This is a genomic window from Bacillus sp. OxB-1, from assembly GCF_000829195.1.
In the GTDB taxonomy this organism is placed as follows: domain Bacteria; phylum Bacillota; class Bacilli; order Bacillales_A; family Planococcaceae; genus Sporosarcina.
Genome location: NZ_AP013294.1, coordinates 3,184,663 through 3,198,373, shown reverse-complemented (window position 1 = coordinate 3,198,373; position 13,711 = coordinate 3,184,663). Strand labels below are relative to the sequence as shown.

Below are 13,711 nucleotides of genomic sequence, written 5' to 3'. Positions count from 1 at the left end.
CTGACTCAGAAATAAGGGAGGGTAAAAAACTTGTCGAGAGAATCAGATTTTTACTTGCGCCGACTTCATTCCTTGCTCGGAATCATTCCGGTTGGTCTATTCGTGACTCAACACTTGGTTGTCAACCATTTTGCAACCCGCGGTGCAGACGCATTCAACAACGCATCAAATTTCATGGGGAACTTGCCATTCGTTCTGTTTCTGGAATGGTTCGTCATTTACATCCCGCTTATGTTCCATGCGTTCTTTGGTATCTACATAGCTTTCACGGCGAAAAACAATGTACAGCGCTATGGTACGTTCCGTAACTGGATGTTCTTGTTGCAACGTGTCACAGGTGTGATCCTTGTGATCTTCATCGCATGGCACATCTACCAAACAAGAATCCAGAAGGCATTGGGTGCGGAAGTCAACTATGACATGATGGCTGATATTCTATCGAGCCCGTTCATGTTGGTATTCTACATCTTGGGTGTCCTATCGGCGACATTCCACTTGGCTAACGGAATCTGGTCATTCCTTGTGAAATGGGGATTCACTCAATCACCTCGTTCACAAACGATTGTCACGTATATCTCAATGGGAATATTCCTAATTCTTTCTGTAATTGGTATTCAAGCAATTTTAGCGTTTGTATGATCTACTATTTAAGAAACTGATTGAAACTTGAGGAGTGAAACAAAAAAATGGCAAAAGGCAGATTGATTGTCGTCGGTGGAGGCCTTGCCGGTTTGATGGCAACTATCAAAGCGGCAGAAGAAGGAACATCGGTCGACCTGTTCTCTCTTGTCCCGGTTAAACGTTCCCACTCCGTATGTGCCCAAGGCGGCATCAACGGTGCAGTAAATACAAAAGGGGAAGGCGACTCGCCTGCAATCCACTTCGATGACACTGTATATGGAGGAGACTTCCTTGCGAACCAGCCGCCAGTGCAAGCGATGGCTGAAGCGGCACCCGGTATCATCCACTTATTGGACCGGATGGGCGTCATGTTCAACCGTACACCGGAAGGGCTGCTCGATTTCCGTCGTTTTGGTGGAACATTGCATCACCGTACTGCATTCGCAGGAGCGACAACTGGGCAGCAATTATTGTATGCTTTGGATGAACAGGTCCGGAGCCACGAGGTGGCAGGGCTTGTACAGAAATACGAACATTGGGAATTCCTCGGCATCATCATGGACGAGGAAGGGGTTTGTCGTGGAATCAAAGCGCAAAATATGAAAACGATGGAAATCCAGGCGTTCAAAGCGGACGCAGTCATCATGGCAACTGGAGGCCCTGGTATCATCTTCGGTAAATCGACAAACTCGGTCATCAATACAGGATCCGCAGCATCAATCGTTTACCAACAAGGCGCTTACTATGCAAACGGCGAATTCATCCAAATCCACCCAACGGCAATCCCAGGAGACGATAAACTTCGTCTGATGAGTGAATCCGCACGGGGTGAAGGCGGTCGCGTTTGGACATATAAAGACGGTAAACCATGGTATTTCCTTGAAGAGAAATATCCGGATTACGGTAACCTCGTACCACGTGATATCGCTACACGTGAGATTTTTGATGTCTGCGTCAATCAAAAACTAGGCATCAACGGCGAAAACATGGTGTATTTGGACCTTTCCCACAAAGACCCGCATGAATTGGACATCAAACTGGGTGGGATTATCGAAATCTATGAGAAATTCACAGGCGACGATCCTCGTAAAGTCCCGATGAAAATCTTCCCGGCTGTCCACTATTCGATGGGCGGACTGTGGGTCGACTACGACCAAATGACGAACATCAAAGGCTTGTTCGCTGCTGGTGAGTGTGATTATTCACAGCACGGTGCGAACCGACTTGGTGCGAACTCACTTCTTTCTGCAATTTACGGCGGTATGGTCGCTGGACCAAATGCTGTTAAATACATGAAAGGCTTGAAACGCACAGCGGAAGAGCTTCCATCCTCCATCTTCGAGAGTGCTGTAAAAGAAGAGCAGGCGAAATGGGATGCAACTCTTGCAATGAATGGGACAGAAAACGCGTATGTCCTTCATAAAGAGCTTGGTGAATGGATGACGGATAACGTAACGGTTGTTCGTTACAACGATAAGCTGCAAGAGACGGATAACAAAATCCAAGAATTGCTGGAACGCTATGAAAACATCAATATCAACGATACGCAGAAATGGTCGAACCAAGGCGCGACATTCACTCGTCAATTGAAAAACATGTTATACTTAGCTAGAGTAATCACACTTGGAGCGCTAAATCGGAACGAAAGCCGCGGAGCCCATTACAAACCGGACTTCCCGAACCGTGACGATGAAAACTTCTTGAAAACAACGATGGCTAAATTTGATGGGAATTCAGCACCGATCTTCCATTATGAAGATGTTGACGTTTCCTTGATTCCGCCTCGTAAACGCGATTACTCAGCGAAGAAAGGAGATTGACGTAAGTGAGCGAAAATACAACAGCTGTAAAAACCGTCCGCTTTGAGATTCTTCGTCAAGATACAGCGACTTCGGCCCCGTATTGGGAGAAGTTCGATGTTGAATATAGACCGAATATGAACGTCATTTCCGCGTTGATGGAAATTCGCCGGAACCCGGTGAATGCAGACGGGAAACAGACGGCACCGGTCAACTGGGACATGAACTGCCTGGAAGAAGTATGTGGAGCGTGCTCCATGGTCATCAACGGCCGTCCACGCCAGTCTTGTACCGCTTTGGTCGACCAATTGACGCAGCCGATCAAATTGGAACCGATGAAAACTTTCCCGGTTGTCCGTGACCTCGTCGTTGACCGTGAGTTCATGTTCGATTCCTTGAAAAAGATCAAAGCATGGATTCCGATTGACGGAACGTATGACCTTGGAGAAGGTCCGCGTATGCCGGAACGGAAGCGTCAATGGGCATACGAACTTTCTAAATGTATGACATGTGGTGTCTGCTTGGAAGCTTGCCCGAACGTCAACGATAAAACAAACTTTATCGGCCCTGCCCTACTTTCCCAAGTGCGGTTGTTCAACTCGCATCCGACTGGTTCCATGAACCGGGATGAGCGTCTGGCAGCGATCATGGGAGACGGTGGAATCACTGAGTGCGGTAATGCTCAAAACTGTGTCGTCGCTTGCCCGAAAGGCATTCCGTTGACAACATCGATTGCAGCTATGAACCGTGCGACAACTGTTCAAATGTTCAAGAACTTCTTCGGAAGCGACCATATGGTAGACTAATTGCAGTCTCCAACCTGCCCGGCTTCCCGCTTGGCAGGTTTCTTGATTTTGTAAGAAGGGGAGAAGCTGGTTGTAGCAGTTATGGGGCGGGCCATGACCGTAGGGGAGGTTGCCCTTGGAGTATCCGGATTGCCATGACAGTTCGGCCGGACCCTTACAGTTAGGTGGAGAGCCGGGACAGTTTTCCTCTCAACTCTATTTAATTTGCTCGTATTCCTTCATTTCCATAACTAAGTTTGCTAGAATAAAAGAATGAACATTCATTCATTTTTGAAGGGGGAGTTTGCAATGAAAATGGCATATATTAAGGATATGGGGGAATGGGCAGCGGACTTTGAGTTTTCCATTCCGATCTCTGTCCGATTTTCGGAGACGGATATGTATGGGCATTTGAACAATACGGTGCCTTTTACTTATTTTGAAGAGGCAAGGATTGAATATTGTAAAAGCATCGGCTTGATGAGTGACTGGTTGGATCCAGAAGGGAAATCAATTCCAGTCGTAGCGGATTTGCAATGTGATTTCATTAAGCAAGTCTTCTTCGATGAAAACCTTTCCATTTATGTAAAAGCTGCTGAAGTCGGGAATAGCTCAGTTGACATCCACTACATGGCGAAAAATGAAAAAGGGGAGGTTGTTTTCACCGGAAGGGGGACCCTAGTCCAAATTTCCAAAGTAACAGGAAAAGGAATTCCATGGACGGACCAAGAAAAGTCGCTTTTTGTCAAGGAAAAAGTCAAGTAGCCGGCACAGCCTGTGACCCTTTCACATATTTTAAGGTGAAAGCGGATAGGAGGGGCGCGTCTTGACAGAGGAATCAAAAAACCGTTCCTTGCTGACGGCAAGAGAACGTGAAATTTTTCATCTGCTCGTTGACGATCATACGACAAAAGATATCGCGGGACGGCTCGGAATCAGCGAAAAGACGGTTCGGAACCACATCTCGAATACGATTCAAAAGCTGGGGGTTTCCGGCAGAGCTCAGGCGATCGTCGAATTATTAAGGTTAGGAGAACTGCGGTTACATTAATATGGAGGGCTCCCGTGGATGGAAGGTCCGCTGCTTGATAAGAAGCAGCGGACTTTCCTCCACTTTTTAAGGATTTACATCCGGTGTGCGGTGTTTTCAAGGAACCTTGACATCACCCGGCTGAATCAGGATGACACGCCCGATTGCATCGTAGGCACTGACAGGATTCGTACGTCTAAGGATCTACTTGGTGGTGAGAGCACTTTGAGAACAAGTTTAAGGTATTGCCAACTGTGCAAAAAAGGGTGACAATAAGTAAACAGGTTTCGTTTTCAGGGAGCTCGTTTACTTGTCAGAGCCAACGCGCCCACTTCGATAAGATGATTGGCGGATTTTACTGAACAACAAGGGATAGACCTCTCACACTCGCTGACGAAACTGCATTATGAGAAGAAAAGGATCGAGGTGTGGAAGTGGATTCGCCAATCGGAATTATTGATTCGGGGGCTGGTGGGTTGACGGTCGTCAAAGAAATGTTGCGACGATTGCCTCAGGAACCGATCATTTATATAGGGGATAACGCGCGTTGCCCATATGGACCGCGCCCCGCAGAAGAAGTGAAAGAATTTACAACAGAGATGGTGTCCAAACTTTCGGACATGGGAATCAAGATGTTGATTATCGCCTGCAATACAGCAACGGCGGTGGCTTTGAATGATATCCGGGCGCAATTTCCATTTCCGGTTGTCGGCGTCATTGTGCCAGGTGCGCGTGCTGCTGTCCAAGGTTCCCGTTTAGGGAATATTGCTGTTTTGGGGACTGACGGAACGATAAACAGCGGTGCATATGAAGACGCAATCCGCGAGTTTTCGACGAATTCCGTCGTCCATTCATTGGCCTGCCCCGAATTCGTCCCTATAGTGGAAAGCGGGCAATACCATACAGAATATGCAAATGAAGTCGTCGAACGGACGCTTCTTCCTTTGGCGGATGTTCCATTTGATGCAGCCATCCTGGGATGTACGCATTATCCTTTGTTGCAGGAGCATATTGCAAAGCATTTACCTGCCGGAGTGCAAATCATATCATCGGCGGTCGAGACGGTACGGGACGTGGAAGCGATATTGCAGGAGAAGCAGCTGGCACGCCAGTCGGATCAACCCGCAGAACCGGTTTTTTATTCGACAGGCGGGGTGGACGCCTTCCGTTCGATCGTGGAAGATTGGTTATCCATTGATGGACCGGATGTAAGGCATATTGTATTATAAGAAGGCCCGGAATTCCCGTTTGGAGGGGTTCCGGGTTTTTGCGCTGGCAAAATAGGATATGATAAGATGGAGTCGCAAACAGAATGGTGGAGGTTGTCAAAATGAGGCATGATGGTAGATCGGCTGACATGAATCGGCCTGTGACGATAGAGACGAATTATTTGATTCATCCGGAGGGGTCTGTCCTGATTTCTGTCGGAAAAACGAAAGTCATTTGTACAGCGACGATTGAAGAGAGGGTTCCGCCTTTTTTACGCGGCGGCGGAAAAGGATGGGTGACCGCAGAGTATTCCATGTTGCCCCGTGCAACCGGACAACGGACACAGCGTGAATCGACACGCGGGAAAGTGGGCGGCCGGACGATGGAAATCCAACGGCTGATCGGACGGGCGATGCGTGCGGTAGTCGATATGGAAGCGTTGGGCGAGCGGACGATCTGGATTGACTGCGACGTCATCCAGGCAGACGGAGGGACTCGGACTGCCTCGATTACAGGAGCTTTCGTCGCAATGGCCTTGGCGGCGGCTAAACTGCAAGAAATGAAAGGGTTGGCGAAGTATCCTGTTCTGGACTATCTTGCTGCGACTAGCGTCGGAAAGACGGTGGAGGATGTATTGATCTTAGATCTTGATTATATCGAGGATTCGGAAGCGGCTGTCGATATGAACGTCGTCATGACGGGTGCAGGAGAATTTGTGGAACTTCAAGGAACCGGTGAAGAGTCAACCTTTACACGAGTGGAAATGAATGGTCTCGTCGAACTTGCCGAGTTGGGGATTCGCCGGTTGATTGAATCGCAAAAAGAAGCGCTTGGCCCGATTGCGGAACGGATCGGGAACCGAGAGGAAGAGGACGCCTCATGAAGGAGATTGTGATTGCCACTTCCAATAGAGGGAAAGCGAAAGACTTTGAAGCGTTGTTCGCGCCACAAGGAATTCGGGTGTTGACTTTACAGGACGTGGATCAGGCGATCGATGTGGAGGAGACGGGCGTTACGTTCGAAGAGAATGCTATTTTGAAAGCGGAAACGGTTTCTCAGTTGTTAGGGAAGACGGTCATTGCGGATGACAGCGGCTTGGAGATTGACGCATTGGGTGGCCGCCCTGGCGTCTATTCTGCCCGTTACGCGGGACTCGAAAAAAGTGATGAAGCGAATATCGATAAAGTACTTAACGAACTGGCAGAGGTGCCCGCAGAAGAAAGAACGGCACGTTTCCGCTGTGTGTTGGCGGTCGCCGGTCCGGGTCGGGAAACAGAGACGTTTTCGGGCAGTTGCGAAGGTGTCATCCAGACGGAACGAAAGGGCGAGAACGGATTTGGCTATGATCCGATTTTCTATGTGCCCGACAAAGGAAAAACGATGGCAGAATTGACCCCGGATGAAAAAAATGCAATCTCCCATCGGGGAGCGGCATTGAGAAAAATGGAAATAAAGCTTTCGGATATCATTGTATGTTGAGGGTGATGGAAAATGAAGATCATTGTGATGAGTGATTCACACGGAGATCAGGAAACGGTGAAAGCCGTTTCCTCTCTTTCCGGTGACGCGACCTTCCATTGTGGAGACAGCGAACTGTCTTTTGATGATCCGCTTTTGGAAAACATCCATACAGTACGCGGCAATTGCGATTTGGATAGCCGCTTTCCTTCGTCCGTCCTTGTGGAGGTGGGCAACAAGAAGGTGCTCGCCGTCCATGGTCATGAACATGACGTCAAGCGGTCGTTGATGATGCTTTATTACACCGCAAAAGAGCAGGGCGCTGACATCGTCCTATTCGGCCATTCCCATTTGTACGGGGCCGAAATGAAAGACAGCATCCTGTTTCTGAATCCGGGCAGCACGCGCCGACCACGGGGCGGCAGGGAAGCTACATACGCAGTGATCGAATGGGATGAAACTGTGCGCGTTTCGTTCTGCAATATAAAGGGCGAATTAGTCGATTCTGTAGAAATGAAAAATTTACTATAATAGCGTTGACTTTTGTGCGGAATCTCTTTATAATAAAGTTTGTCGTTAGCAATCATTGGATTGTTTACGCGTGTCTCAGTAGCTCAGCTGGATAGAGCAACGCCCTTCTAAGGCGTCGGTCGCAGGTTCGAATCCTGCCTGGGACGTAATTAAATCAGTCACAAACCGTTGATACAATTGGATTTGTGAGCAACTAGGGATTCGGTCAGGGCTTCGGTCACTGGTGCAGAATCCCTTTTTTATTACCCTAGAAATTACGTGAATAGCGTACCGAAATTATCTTCCAATTCAACTGAATGGGGGATTTTTTATTATGACGAAAAAGACGGGATTATTTGATGTGGATTTCACACTAACAACCAAAGTGCTTGCCACTTCTATTAAAAGGGAGAAGGCAACTACTGCTCGCTTCAAGCACTTTTCGGAAGCTTTAGGTATTATTATCAACCAAATGCAGGTGAGGAAATACGATAAGAGGGTGCTGCCGTGGTGAAAATTGTACTGGATGCCGTCCATGGTTTTAATATGGCCGGAAAACGATTGCCGGATGGAGATCGGGAGTCGAAAGACGTTTGCCATGGATTAACCAAAAGTCAACCATAAATCAGTTGAGGGTGCGCGCAAGTCATCCACCCATGAATCTTAAAGTGATGGGACAGAGGGATTGTGGTATGAAAAATGAATCTGCATGCCCTTTGGGAAACCAACATGCCAGCCGTCTTCACTGAAGGTGGGTTTATTGGTTCTAATATTGACATTCAATGCCAACAGTAAGGTGCAACGTGAAATTGCAGTGAAAGCTGCCATGTAAGCGGGTTATTCGGGAAAGTGAATATAATGATTTAGAAGAGGGCAAGGTGGCGGATGGTGATATTGCAGCACTGGCAATCGTTGCACTAATTCGAGCGAATAAATGACAGGGAGCACCCTATCCAAGTGGAAGAGGTGCTCTCTTATTATAAATTATCAATCGCGTATTGCGCTTCTTCAGCAGTGAATTGTTCTCCGTATTCCGAAATCAATTGATCATAAATAGCCGCATCTGACATATTCATAGTTTCTGCATATGATTGTGCTTTTTTTAATGCGTTATCTTTCCAATCAAATACAATGTTATCAATAGCATATTGAGCTGCTTCGGCAGGGAAGTTCTCTCCGTATTCAGAAGTTAATTGGTCATAGATGCCTGCTTTTGACATGTGCATGGTTTTTGCGTACGATTCCGCTTTCTTTAAAGCCGATTTATGTTCCCTAGGAACGCTATCTTCTTTAGCCTTAGCTTCCTCTTTAGTTTTTTTCTCGGCCTCTGCTTTGGCCTTAGCTTCTGCTTCTTCTTTCGCTTTCTGTTCAGCGGCCGCTTTCTTTTCTTCATCTGTCACATCTGGTTCTTTTTCAGTTTCTGGTTTTGCATCAGCTGAAACTTCAACCTTTTCCGGTTCAGCTTCACTTACCTCTTTTTCTTCATCTGATGGTGCAAGTGCTCCGATAATGATAAGTGCAACAATCACAATAAACCACCATCGTTTATAAAATGGTTTCTTCATGAGAAAATCTCCTCCTTATGTATTATGAATAATCATAGTACATTTGGAATGGAATGGCTATTGCCAATTTGTATTATTAGCGGTCTTTTTTGTAAATTGCTATGGGGTGATACGGAAATCAAGTGTCTACTGGGACTGGCAGCTAACGCGGTTCAGTTCCTTATATTGCTTCCGCAAACTCTGTCCATTCATGATCGATTAAGATGCCACAAAAGGGTGCATGGGCATACATGTTGCGGCCTTTCTTGAATACACAGATTGTTTCAACCCTTTAGGTTTATGCAGAGAGGTAGCTTAATTTTCATTAGTAATAATAAGCGATAGTAGAGGCTCTTCGTATTAGGTTTGAGTATCTGTTAGATCACTTCCTTCATGATTTTTCACTAACTCCTAACTTCTAAATAATTATTAGAAACAGTACCCGCTACTTTGCTAATAATTGAGTCATCGATTTGTCGAAAATTATACGTAGATGTTGCTTTAAAAGTTGCATCTTTGTTTAAATTTCTCTGTAGTCATGATATATGGCCTAATTTGAGGTATAATCAGTTGGTACATATTCACTAAATCACTAGTATAGTCAGTTATATATTTTTCAGGAGGTATTTAAATGAAGCGGCAAAGTATTTCGACAAAGGTATCACTGATTTTTTGGCCGCAATTGCTGTAGTTATGGTGATTACGGCTATTGTTGTGAGCTTGGATACAAGAGAAATCATGACCCGGTATACCGAAACGGAGTTATCCAGTAAAAGTAAATCTGTTGTTAAGGATGTAGAAAGTTTTTTAATGGTAAAAGGGGCGCTAGTCAACCAAATTACAGCTGACCAAACTGTGCTTCATTACCTAGAGACGGCGCTCTCACGTGAAGAGGCATTGGCCAATGCCTATTATAACGACATGAATCTATCACTGGAAGCAATTAAAAGCATGAATCCGGATGTGGCGATGATCTGGGTGGCGAGCGAGAAGGCAAACTTTTTGACGGGGACGGGTGATGTTCTTTCCGCTCCTGATTTTGATCTGTACAGTAGGCCTTGGTACGAGCCGGTGAAGGAAATGGAAGGGGTATATTTTACAGAGCCGTATATGGACCAAGTATTTGGAAAAGTAATTTTAAGCGTGATGAAACAGGTTAAGGTGGATAATGAAACAGTAGGTATTGTAGCAGTTGATCTCTTTCTTGATTCCTTGCCTTCCATTATGGAGGAATCGAAAATAGGGCAAACAGGTTTTAGCATGCTACTAACGTCGAGTGGGCAAGTGATGTATCGTCCGGTTGAGAAACTGATAATGCAGGAGCCTCTTACTAATCAAACGGGAGATATCGGAGAGGTTGCAAGAGAGATGACCGCTGGAAAGAGTGGACTGAAGACGGTGGAGATTGACGATCAACAGTACTACATTGGTTATGAGCCAGTTAAGACTACTGGTTAGTCTGTAGCGACGACGGTCACTCAAGACGAAGTGGTTGCGCCAGTAAAAAGTATGACAACAAAACTGATATTCTATTTCATCATCTCAGTGATCATTTTAGTGGCTTTCATTAATTTTTTATTAAAATATATGTTGAAAAATATTGCTGGGATGTCCGGAATGATCAACCAAATAGCGGTGGGAGATTTGACGCACCGTCTCAATATCCGCTCGAATGATGAATTAGGCCATATGTCCAGAGATCTGAATGGGCTTATCCGGATTGTAAAAGGTACTGGTTCACAGGTGGCTTCTTCGGCCGAACAGTTGAATGCGAGTGCCGATCAGACTGCACAAGCTGCCCAACGAGTAGCAGAAACAACCGAGTCGGTGTCGAAGGGAGCAATGCAGCAGATCGATAGTACAAGAGAGGCCACCGAAACAGTTGGTCGAATGTCTGGGACCCTTAACAAATTGTTTGCTGATTCGGATGCAGTGCCAAGAAGTTCTGAAGAAGCGGTTCAAAAAGCAAAGCAGGGCGAAAAAGCAGTTGTTTCCGCAATTACCCAAATGGAAACCATCGAAGATACCGTCAATACATCGGAAGACATGATGGAAAAGCTAGGTAAGCGATCCAGCGAAATCGGTCAGATTGTGGATACGATTGTTGCGATTTCCAACCAGACAAATTTGTTACCCTTGAATGCTTCGATTGAAGCAGCGCGTGCAGGTGAACACGGAAAGGGTTTTGCAGTTGTAGCAAGTGAGGTAAAGAAACTTGCGGAACAGTCCCAACAGGCGGCAGGTCATATTGGAGATCTGATCAAGGAAATTCAGACGGATACAGAGCTTACGATTACTTCGATTAAAAGCGGCACACGTGAAGTGAAAAAAGGTCGGAAGTCGTGCACACAGCCGTGTTTCACAGGTCTCCAAGCAGATGCATGACATCTCTTCATTCATACAGCAGCTTTCCTTGGATAGTGGACAAATCGTCGAAATTATTCAGGGCGTAGATGAACTTGTCCGTTCAACCGGAGAGGAATTTGAAAATGTAGCGGCGGCAACGGAAGAACAGACTGCGACGCTTGAAGAAGTCGCTGCAGCAAGTCAACATTTATCGAGTATGGCAATTGAACTTGAAGAAGCAATTTCCCAATTTAAGATTTAGTTTTAAAGAGTTACTGAAAAGAATGGTAGAGGCGGGGCATTTAGGAAAGAAATCGGGTAAAGGATTTTATGAGTACTCATAAAAGTTGTACTCTAACCAGCGATAAAGTCGAACCCTCCCAATATGAAAAAGCGGCCTGTCCCCAGTGAGTGGCAGGTCGCTTTTTCTATTCGTTTATTTCGTAGATCCAACAGGGGCGCTATTACTCCAAACCATTGTCAATGAGCAATACAGGTCCGTTATCTAAAATAGGTAAACTTTACATCACTAGTGTTGCATTAATATCTTTTGAAGATTAGGAATTCATAAAACCTTCAAAAATCTAAGGAATCCAAAAGAAAAAGTCCTTTATAATGGAAGGTACAGGTAGTTCCTGTCCAAATCCAATACAAAGGACCAACTCATGGACAAGAATACACGAAAAACTTCATTTGGTAAATGGCTGAATGCCATTGATTTTGAGAAATTCAACGAAATTGTGACCATACATGGGCAAGACCGGTATACAAAGAAGTTAACGACGCAAGCTTACACACTTCTCATGCTGTATGCTCAATTAATGGAGTCAGACAGCCTGCACGCACTGGAAGCAGCGCTGACAAACCGGGATTTCCAACGGGCGATCGGCGTGGATTCCATCAGTGTGTCGCAGCTTTCCAGAAAGAATAATCGGTTGGATCCAACGGTTCTGTCGAATCTTTTCATGCAACTGGTTAGTCAGATCGCTGTACAAAAACTTTCGCCCAAAAAGGGGTTGCTCCTGAAAATCATCGACTCCACAACGATCCCGTTGAACGTAAACCATTTTAAATGGGCCGAATTCCGGGAGACCAAGGCCGGCGTAAAGCTGCATATACGCTTGGTGTTCGATGAAAACGGCACTCATTACCCCGACAAAGAGGTCATCACGAACGCCAAGGAGCACGACCGTAATCAACTCGAAGTGCTTGTTGACGACAAGGAGGCCATGTATGTTTTCGACCGCGGGTATGTGGATTATGAACGGTTTGACCGCTTCACGGACGATGGGCTTTTCTTCGTCTGTCGGTTGAAGAAGAATGCCGTTCTGCATCCCATCCACACATTCTCCCTTCCGGAAGGGAGTGATGCCCTTTCCGACACGATGGCGTTCGTAGGCGCCAATCCGAACTGTACGGAGAACGTTTTCCGAATCCTTGTCATCCCTGATGGCAAGGGGGGCGAATTGCGGCTGATCACCAATCGTTTCGACATTTCCGCGGAGGAAATCAGCGAAATCTACCGTTCTCGCTGGGCCATCGAATTGTTCTTCAAGTGGCTCAAGCAGCACGTGAAGATCAAGCATTTCTACGGTCAAAGTGAATACGCTGTGAAAAACCAGATTTATCTGGCTCTGATTGCCTATTGTCTGAACGTCCTGATTCAATCGGAAACAAACAGCAGGAAATCCATCTTGGCGATTTCACGTATTCTAGCCGCTAATCTATGGGAGTCGTCCCGGTATTGGCTTCGTAGAATCAGGAGTGGAAGCATACCGTAACGATCCCTGCTGACCCGTCACTTATGGATAACTGTATAAACTTACCAAATGGACAGCGCTACCTTTATTCAGGTGCTTCCCTTTTTGGCAAAAATAAAGATAGAATGGTGACTGAATATTTAATTAATATTCATGCAACGCTAGTGGTACGTTTTATTCAATAGATACTCAGCAAGATTCCTATTCTTTAATTACTTCAAATCGTCCATCGAGTTTCGTTTCTTCCTCGCTTGCGACAATCACCTTCCCAAGTAACCATACTTCGCCGTCTCGTTCCACCTCTTCCAATACACTTCCTGAAATCGTCAATTTTTCGCCAGGACGGGTCATCTTTTTGAATCTCACCTTAAAATTCCGAAGGTTTTTGCGTGGAAACCATTGCGCAAGGGCTTGTCCGGCAAATCCCATCGCCAACATGCCATGAGCGATCACGCCCCCCAATCCAGCCTCCTCTCCAACGGGAACAACGGTATGGATGGGATTAAAATCACCAGAGGCTCCCGCATACTTCACGAGCTGTTGATGTGTGATCTCCGGTTTTTCAATCGGTTCTAATACTTGCATAAAAAATCCTCCCTCTATAAATGTTGATGTATCAACGGTTTGACCCGTTATCAGGGCGTCAAAA

17 protein-coding genes, 1 tRNA gene and 1 pseudogene are annotated in these 13,711 nt (G+C 46.0%); 17 read left to right on the top strand and 2 right to left on the bottom strand.

All coding sequences use genetic code 11. The features are described 5' to 3' along the window. Positions 1 to 30: 30 nt before the first annotated feature. The 11 genes from OXB_RS15930 to OXB_RS15875 all read left to right on the top strand — a co-directional run bounded on the left by OXB_RS15930 (position 31) and on the right by OXB_RS15875 (position 7,926). A complete protein-coding gene (locus tag OXB_RS15930) occupies positions 31 to 639 on the top strand; it encodes a succinate dehydrogenase cytochrome b558 subunit (protein WP_041075416.1) in 609 nt (202 codons plus the stop codon). Between the two features lie 47 nt (positions 640 to 686). Continuing rightward, positions 687 to 2,441 carry a succinate dehydrogenase flavoprotein subunit gene (sdhA, locus tag OXB_RS15925; protein WP_041075415.1) on the top strand — a complete coding sequence of 585 codons (1,755 nt, stop codon included), beginning with the start codon at positions 687 to 689 and terminating at the stop codon, positions 2,439 to 2,441. Positions 2,442 to 2,446: 5 nt separating this feature from the next. Next, the gene (gene sdhB, locus OXB_RS15920) at positions 2,447 to 3,226 is read left to right on the top strand and encodes a succinate dehydrogenase iron-sulfur subunit (RefSeq protein ID WP_041075413.1); all 780 of its coding nucleotides are present in this window, start codon (positions 2,447 to 2,449) and stop codon (positions 3,224 to 3,226) included. Positions 3,227 to 3,514: 288 nt separating this feature from the next. After that, on the top strand, positions 3,515 to 3,970 hold the full coding sequence (locus OXB_RS15915) for an acyl-CoA thioesterase (RefSeq protein ID WP_041075411.1): 456 nt from the start codon (positions 3,515 to 3,517) through the stop codon (positions 3,968 to 3,970). A 61-nt stretch (positions 3,971 to 4,031) separates the two neighbouring features. Continuing rightward, a complete protein-coding gene (locus OXB_RS15910) occupies positions 4,032 to 4,256 on the top strand; it encodes a helix-turn-helix domain-containing protein (RefSeq protein WP_041075409.1) in 225 nt (74 codons plus the stop codon). Between the two features lie 407 nt (positions 4,257 to 4,663). Beyond that, positions 4,664 to 5,464 (top strand): glutamate racemase, encoded by an 801-nt coding sequence (racE, locus tag OXB_RS15900; protein ID WP_331711223.1) that lies wholly within the window; start codon positions 4,664 to 4,666, stop codon positions 5,462 to 5,464. Between the two features lie 101 nt (positions 5,465 to 5,565). Next, a complete protein-coding gene (gene rph / locus OXB_RS15895) occupies positions 5,566 to 6,327 on the top strand; it encodes a ribonuclease PH (RefSeq protein WP_041075405.1) in 762 nt (253 codons plus the stop codon). After that, positions 6,324 to 6,923 (top strand): XTP/dITP diphosphatase, encoded by a 600-nt coding sequence (locus OXB_RS15890; protein WP_041075403.1) that lies wholly within the window; start codon positions 6,324 to 6,326, stop codon positions 6,921 to 6,923. Before rph ends, OXB_RS15890 begins: the two co-directional genes overlap by 4 nt. Before the next feature lie 12 nt (positions 6,924 to 6,935). Then, positions 6,936 to 7,433, top strand: a complete 498-nt coding sequence (locus OXB_RS15885) for a metallophosphoesterase (protein WP_041075401.1) — start codon at positions 6,936 to 6,938, stop codon at positions 7,431 to 7,433. A 72-nt stretch (positions 7,434 to 7,505) separates the two neighbouring features. Continuing rightward, a tRNA-Arg gene (locus tag OXB_RS15880) sits at positions 7,506 to 7,579 on the top strand. A gap of 167 nt (positions 7,580 to 7,746) precedes the next feature. Then, entirely contained in the window at positions 7,747 to 7,926 is a 180-nt protein-coding gene (locus OXB_RS15875) for a hypothetical protein (RefSeq protein ID WP_041075399.1), read from the top strand. Between the two features lie 463 nt (positions 7,927 to 8,389). Here OXB_RS15875 and OXB_RS15870 read toward each other — a convergent pair whose 3' ends face one another. Continuing rightward, entirely contained in the window at positions 8,390 to 8,977 is a 588-nt protein-coding gene (locus OXB_RS15870) for an Ltp family lipoprotein (RefSeq protein ID WP_041075397.1), read from the bottom strand. 651 nt (positions 8,978 to 9,628) lie between these two features. Here OXB_RS15870 and OXB_RS15865 point away from each other — a divergent pair. The 6 genes and pseudogenes from OXB_RS15865 to OXB_RS15855 all read left to right on the top strand — a co-directional run bounded on the left by OXB_RS15865 (position 9,629) and on the right by OXB_RS15855 (position 13,083). Beyond that, entirely contained in the window at positions 9,629 to 10,414 is a 786-nt protein-coding gene (locus OXB_RS15865) for a cache domain-containing protein (RefSeq protein WP_041075395.1), read from the top strand. 51 nt (positions 10,415 to 10,465) lie between these two features. Then, positions 10,466 to 10,657, top strand: a pseudogene (locus OXB_RS19495) (HAMP domain-containing protein); the annotation flags it as partial. Continuing rightward, positions 10,646 to 11,341: a methyl-accepting chemotaxis protein gene (locus OXB_RS15860; protein WP_442852913.1), complete on the top strand. Its 696-nt coding sequence runs from the start codon at positions 10,646 to 10,648 to the stop codon at positions 11,339 to 11,341. The pseudogene OXB_RS19495 and the gene OXB_RS15860, both read left to right, overlap by 12 nt. Further along, positions 11,334 to 11,564 (top strand): hypothetical protein, encoded by a 231-nt coding sequence (locus OXB_RS18975; RefSeq protein ID WP_052484111.1) that lies wholly within the window; start codon positions 11,334 to 11,336, stop codon positions 11,562 to 11,564. Before OXB_RS15860 ends, OXB_RS18975 begins: the two co-directional genes overlap by 8 nt. Further along, positions 11,527 to 11,646 (top strand): 3-hydroxyacyl-CoA dehydrogenase family protein, encoded by a 120-nt coding sequence (locus OXB_RS19275; protein ID WP_331711222.1) that lies wholly within the window; start codon positions 11,527 to 11,529, stop codon positions 11,644 to 11,646. Before OXB_RS18975 ends, OXB_RS19275 begins: the two co-directional genes overlap by 38 nt. 321 nt (positions 11,647 to 11,967) lie before the next feature. Continuing rightward, on the top strand, positions 11,968 to 13,083 hold the full coding sequence (locus OXB_RS15855; RefSeq protein WP_041072671.1) for an IS4 family transposase: 1,116 nt from the start codon (positions 11,968 to 11,970) through the stop codon (positions 13,081 to 13,083). Between the two features lie 180 nt (positions 13,084 to 13,263). Here the strand turns inward: OXB_RS15855 and OXB_RS15850 are convergent, their stop codons facing one another. Then, complete coding sequence (locus tag OXB_RS15850) at positions 13,264 to 13,647, bottom strand: MaoC/PaaZ C-terminal domain-containing protein (protein ID WP_041075393.1); 384 nt, start codon at positions 13,645 to 13,647, stop codon at positions 13,264 to 13,266. Positions 13,648 to 13,711 lie beyond the last annotated feature (64 nt).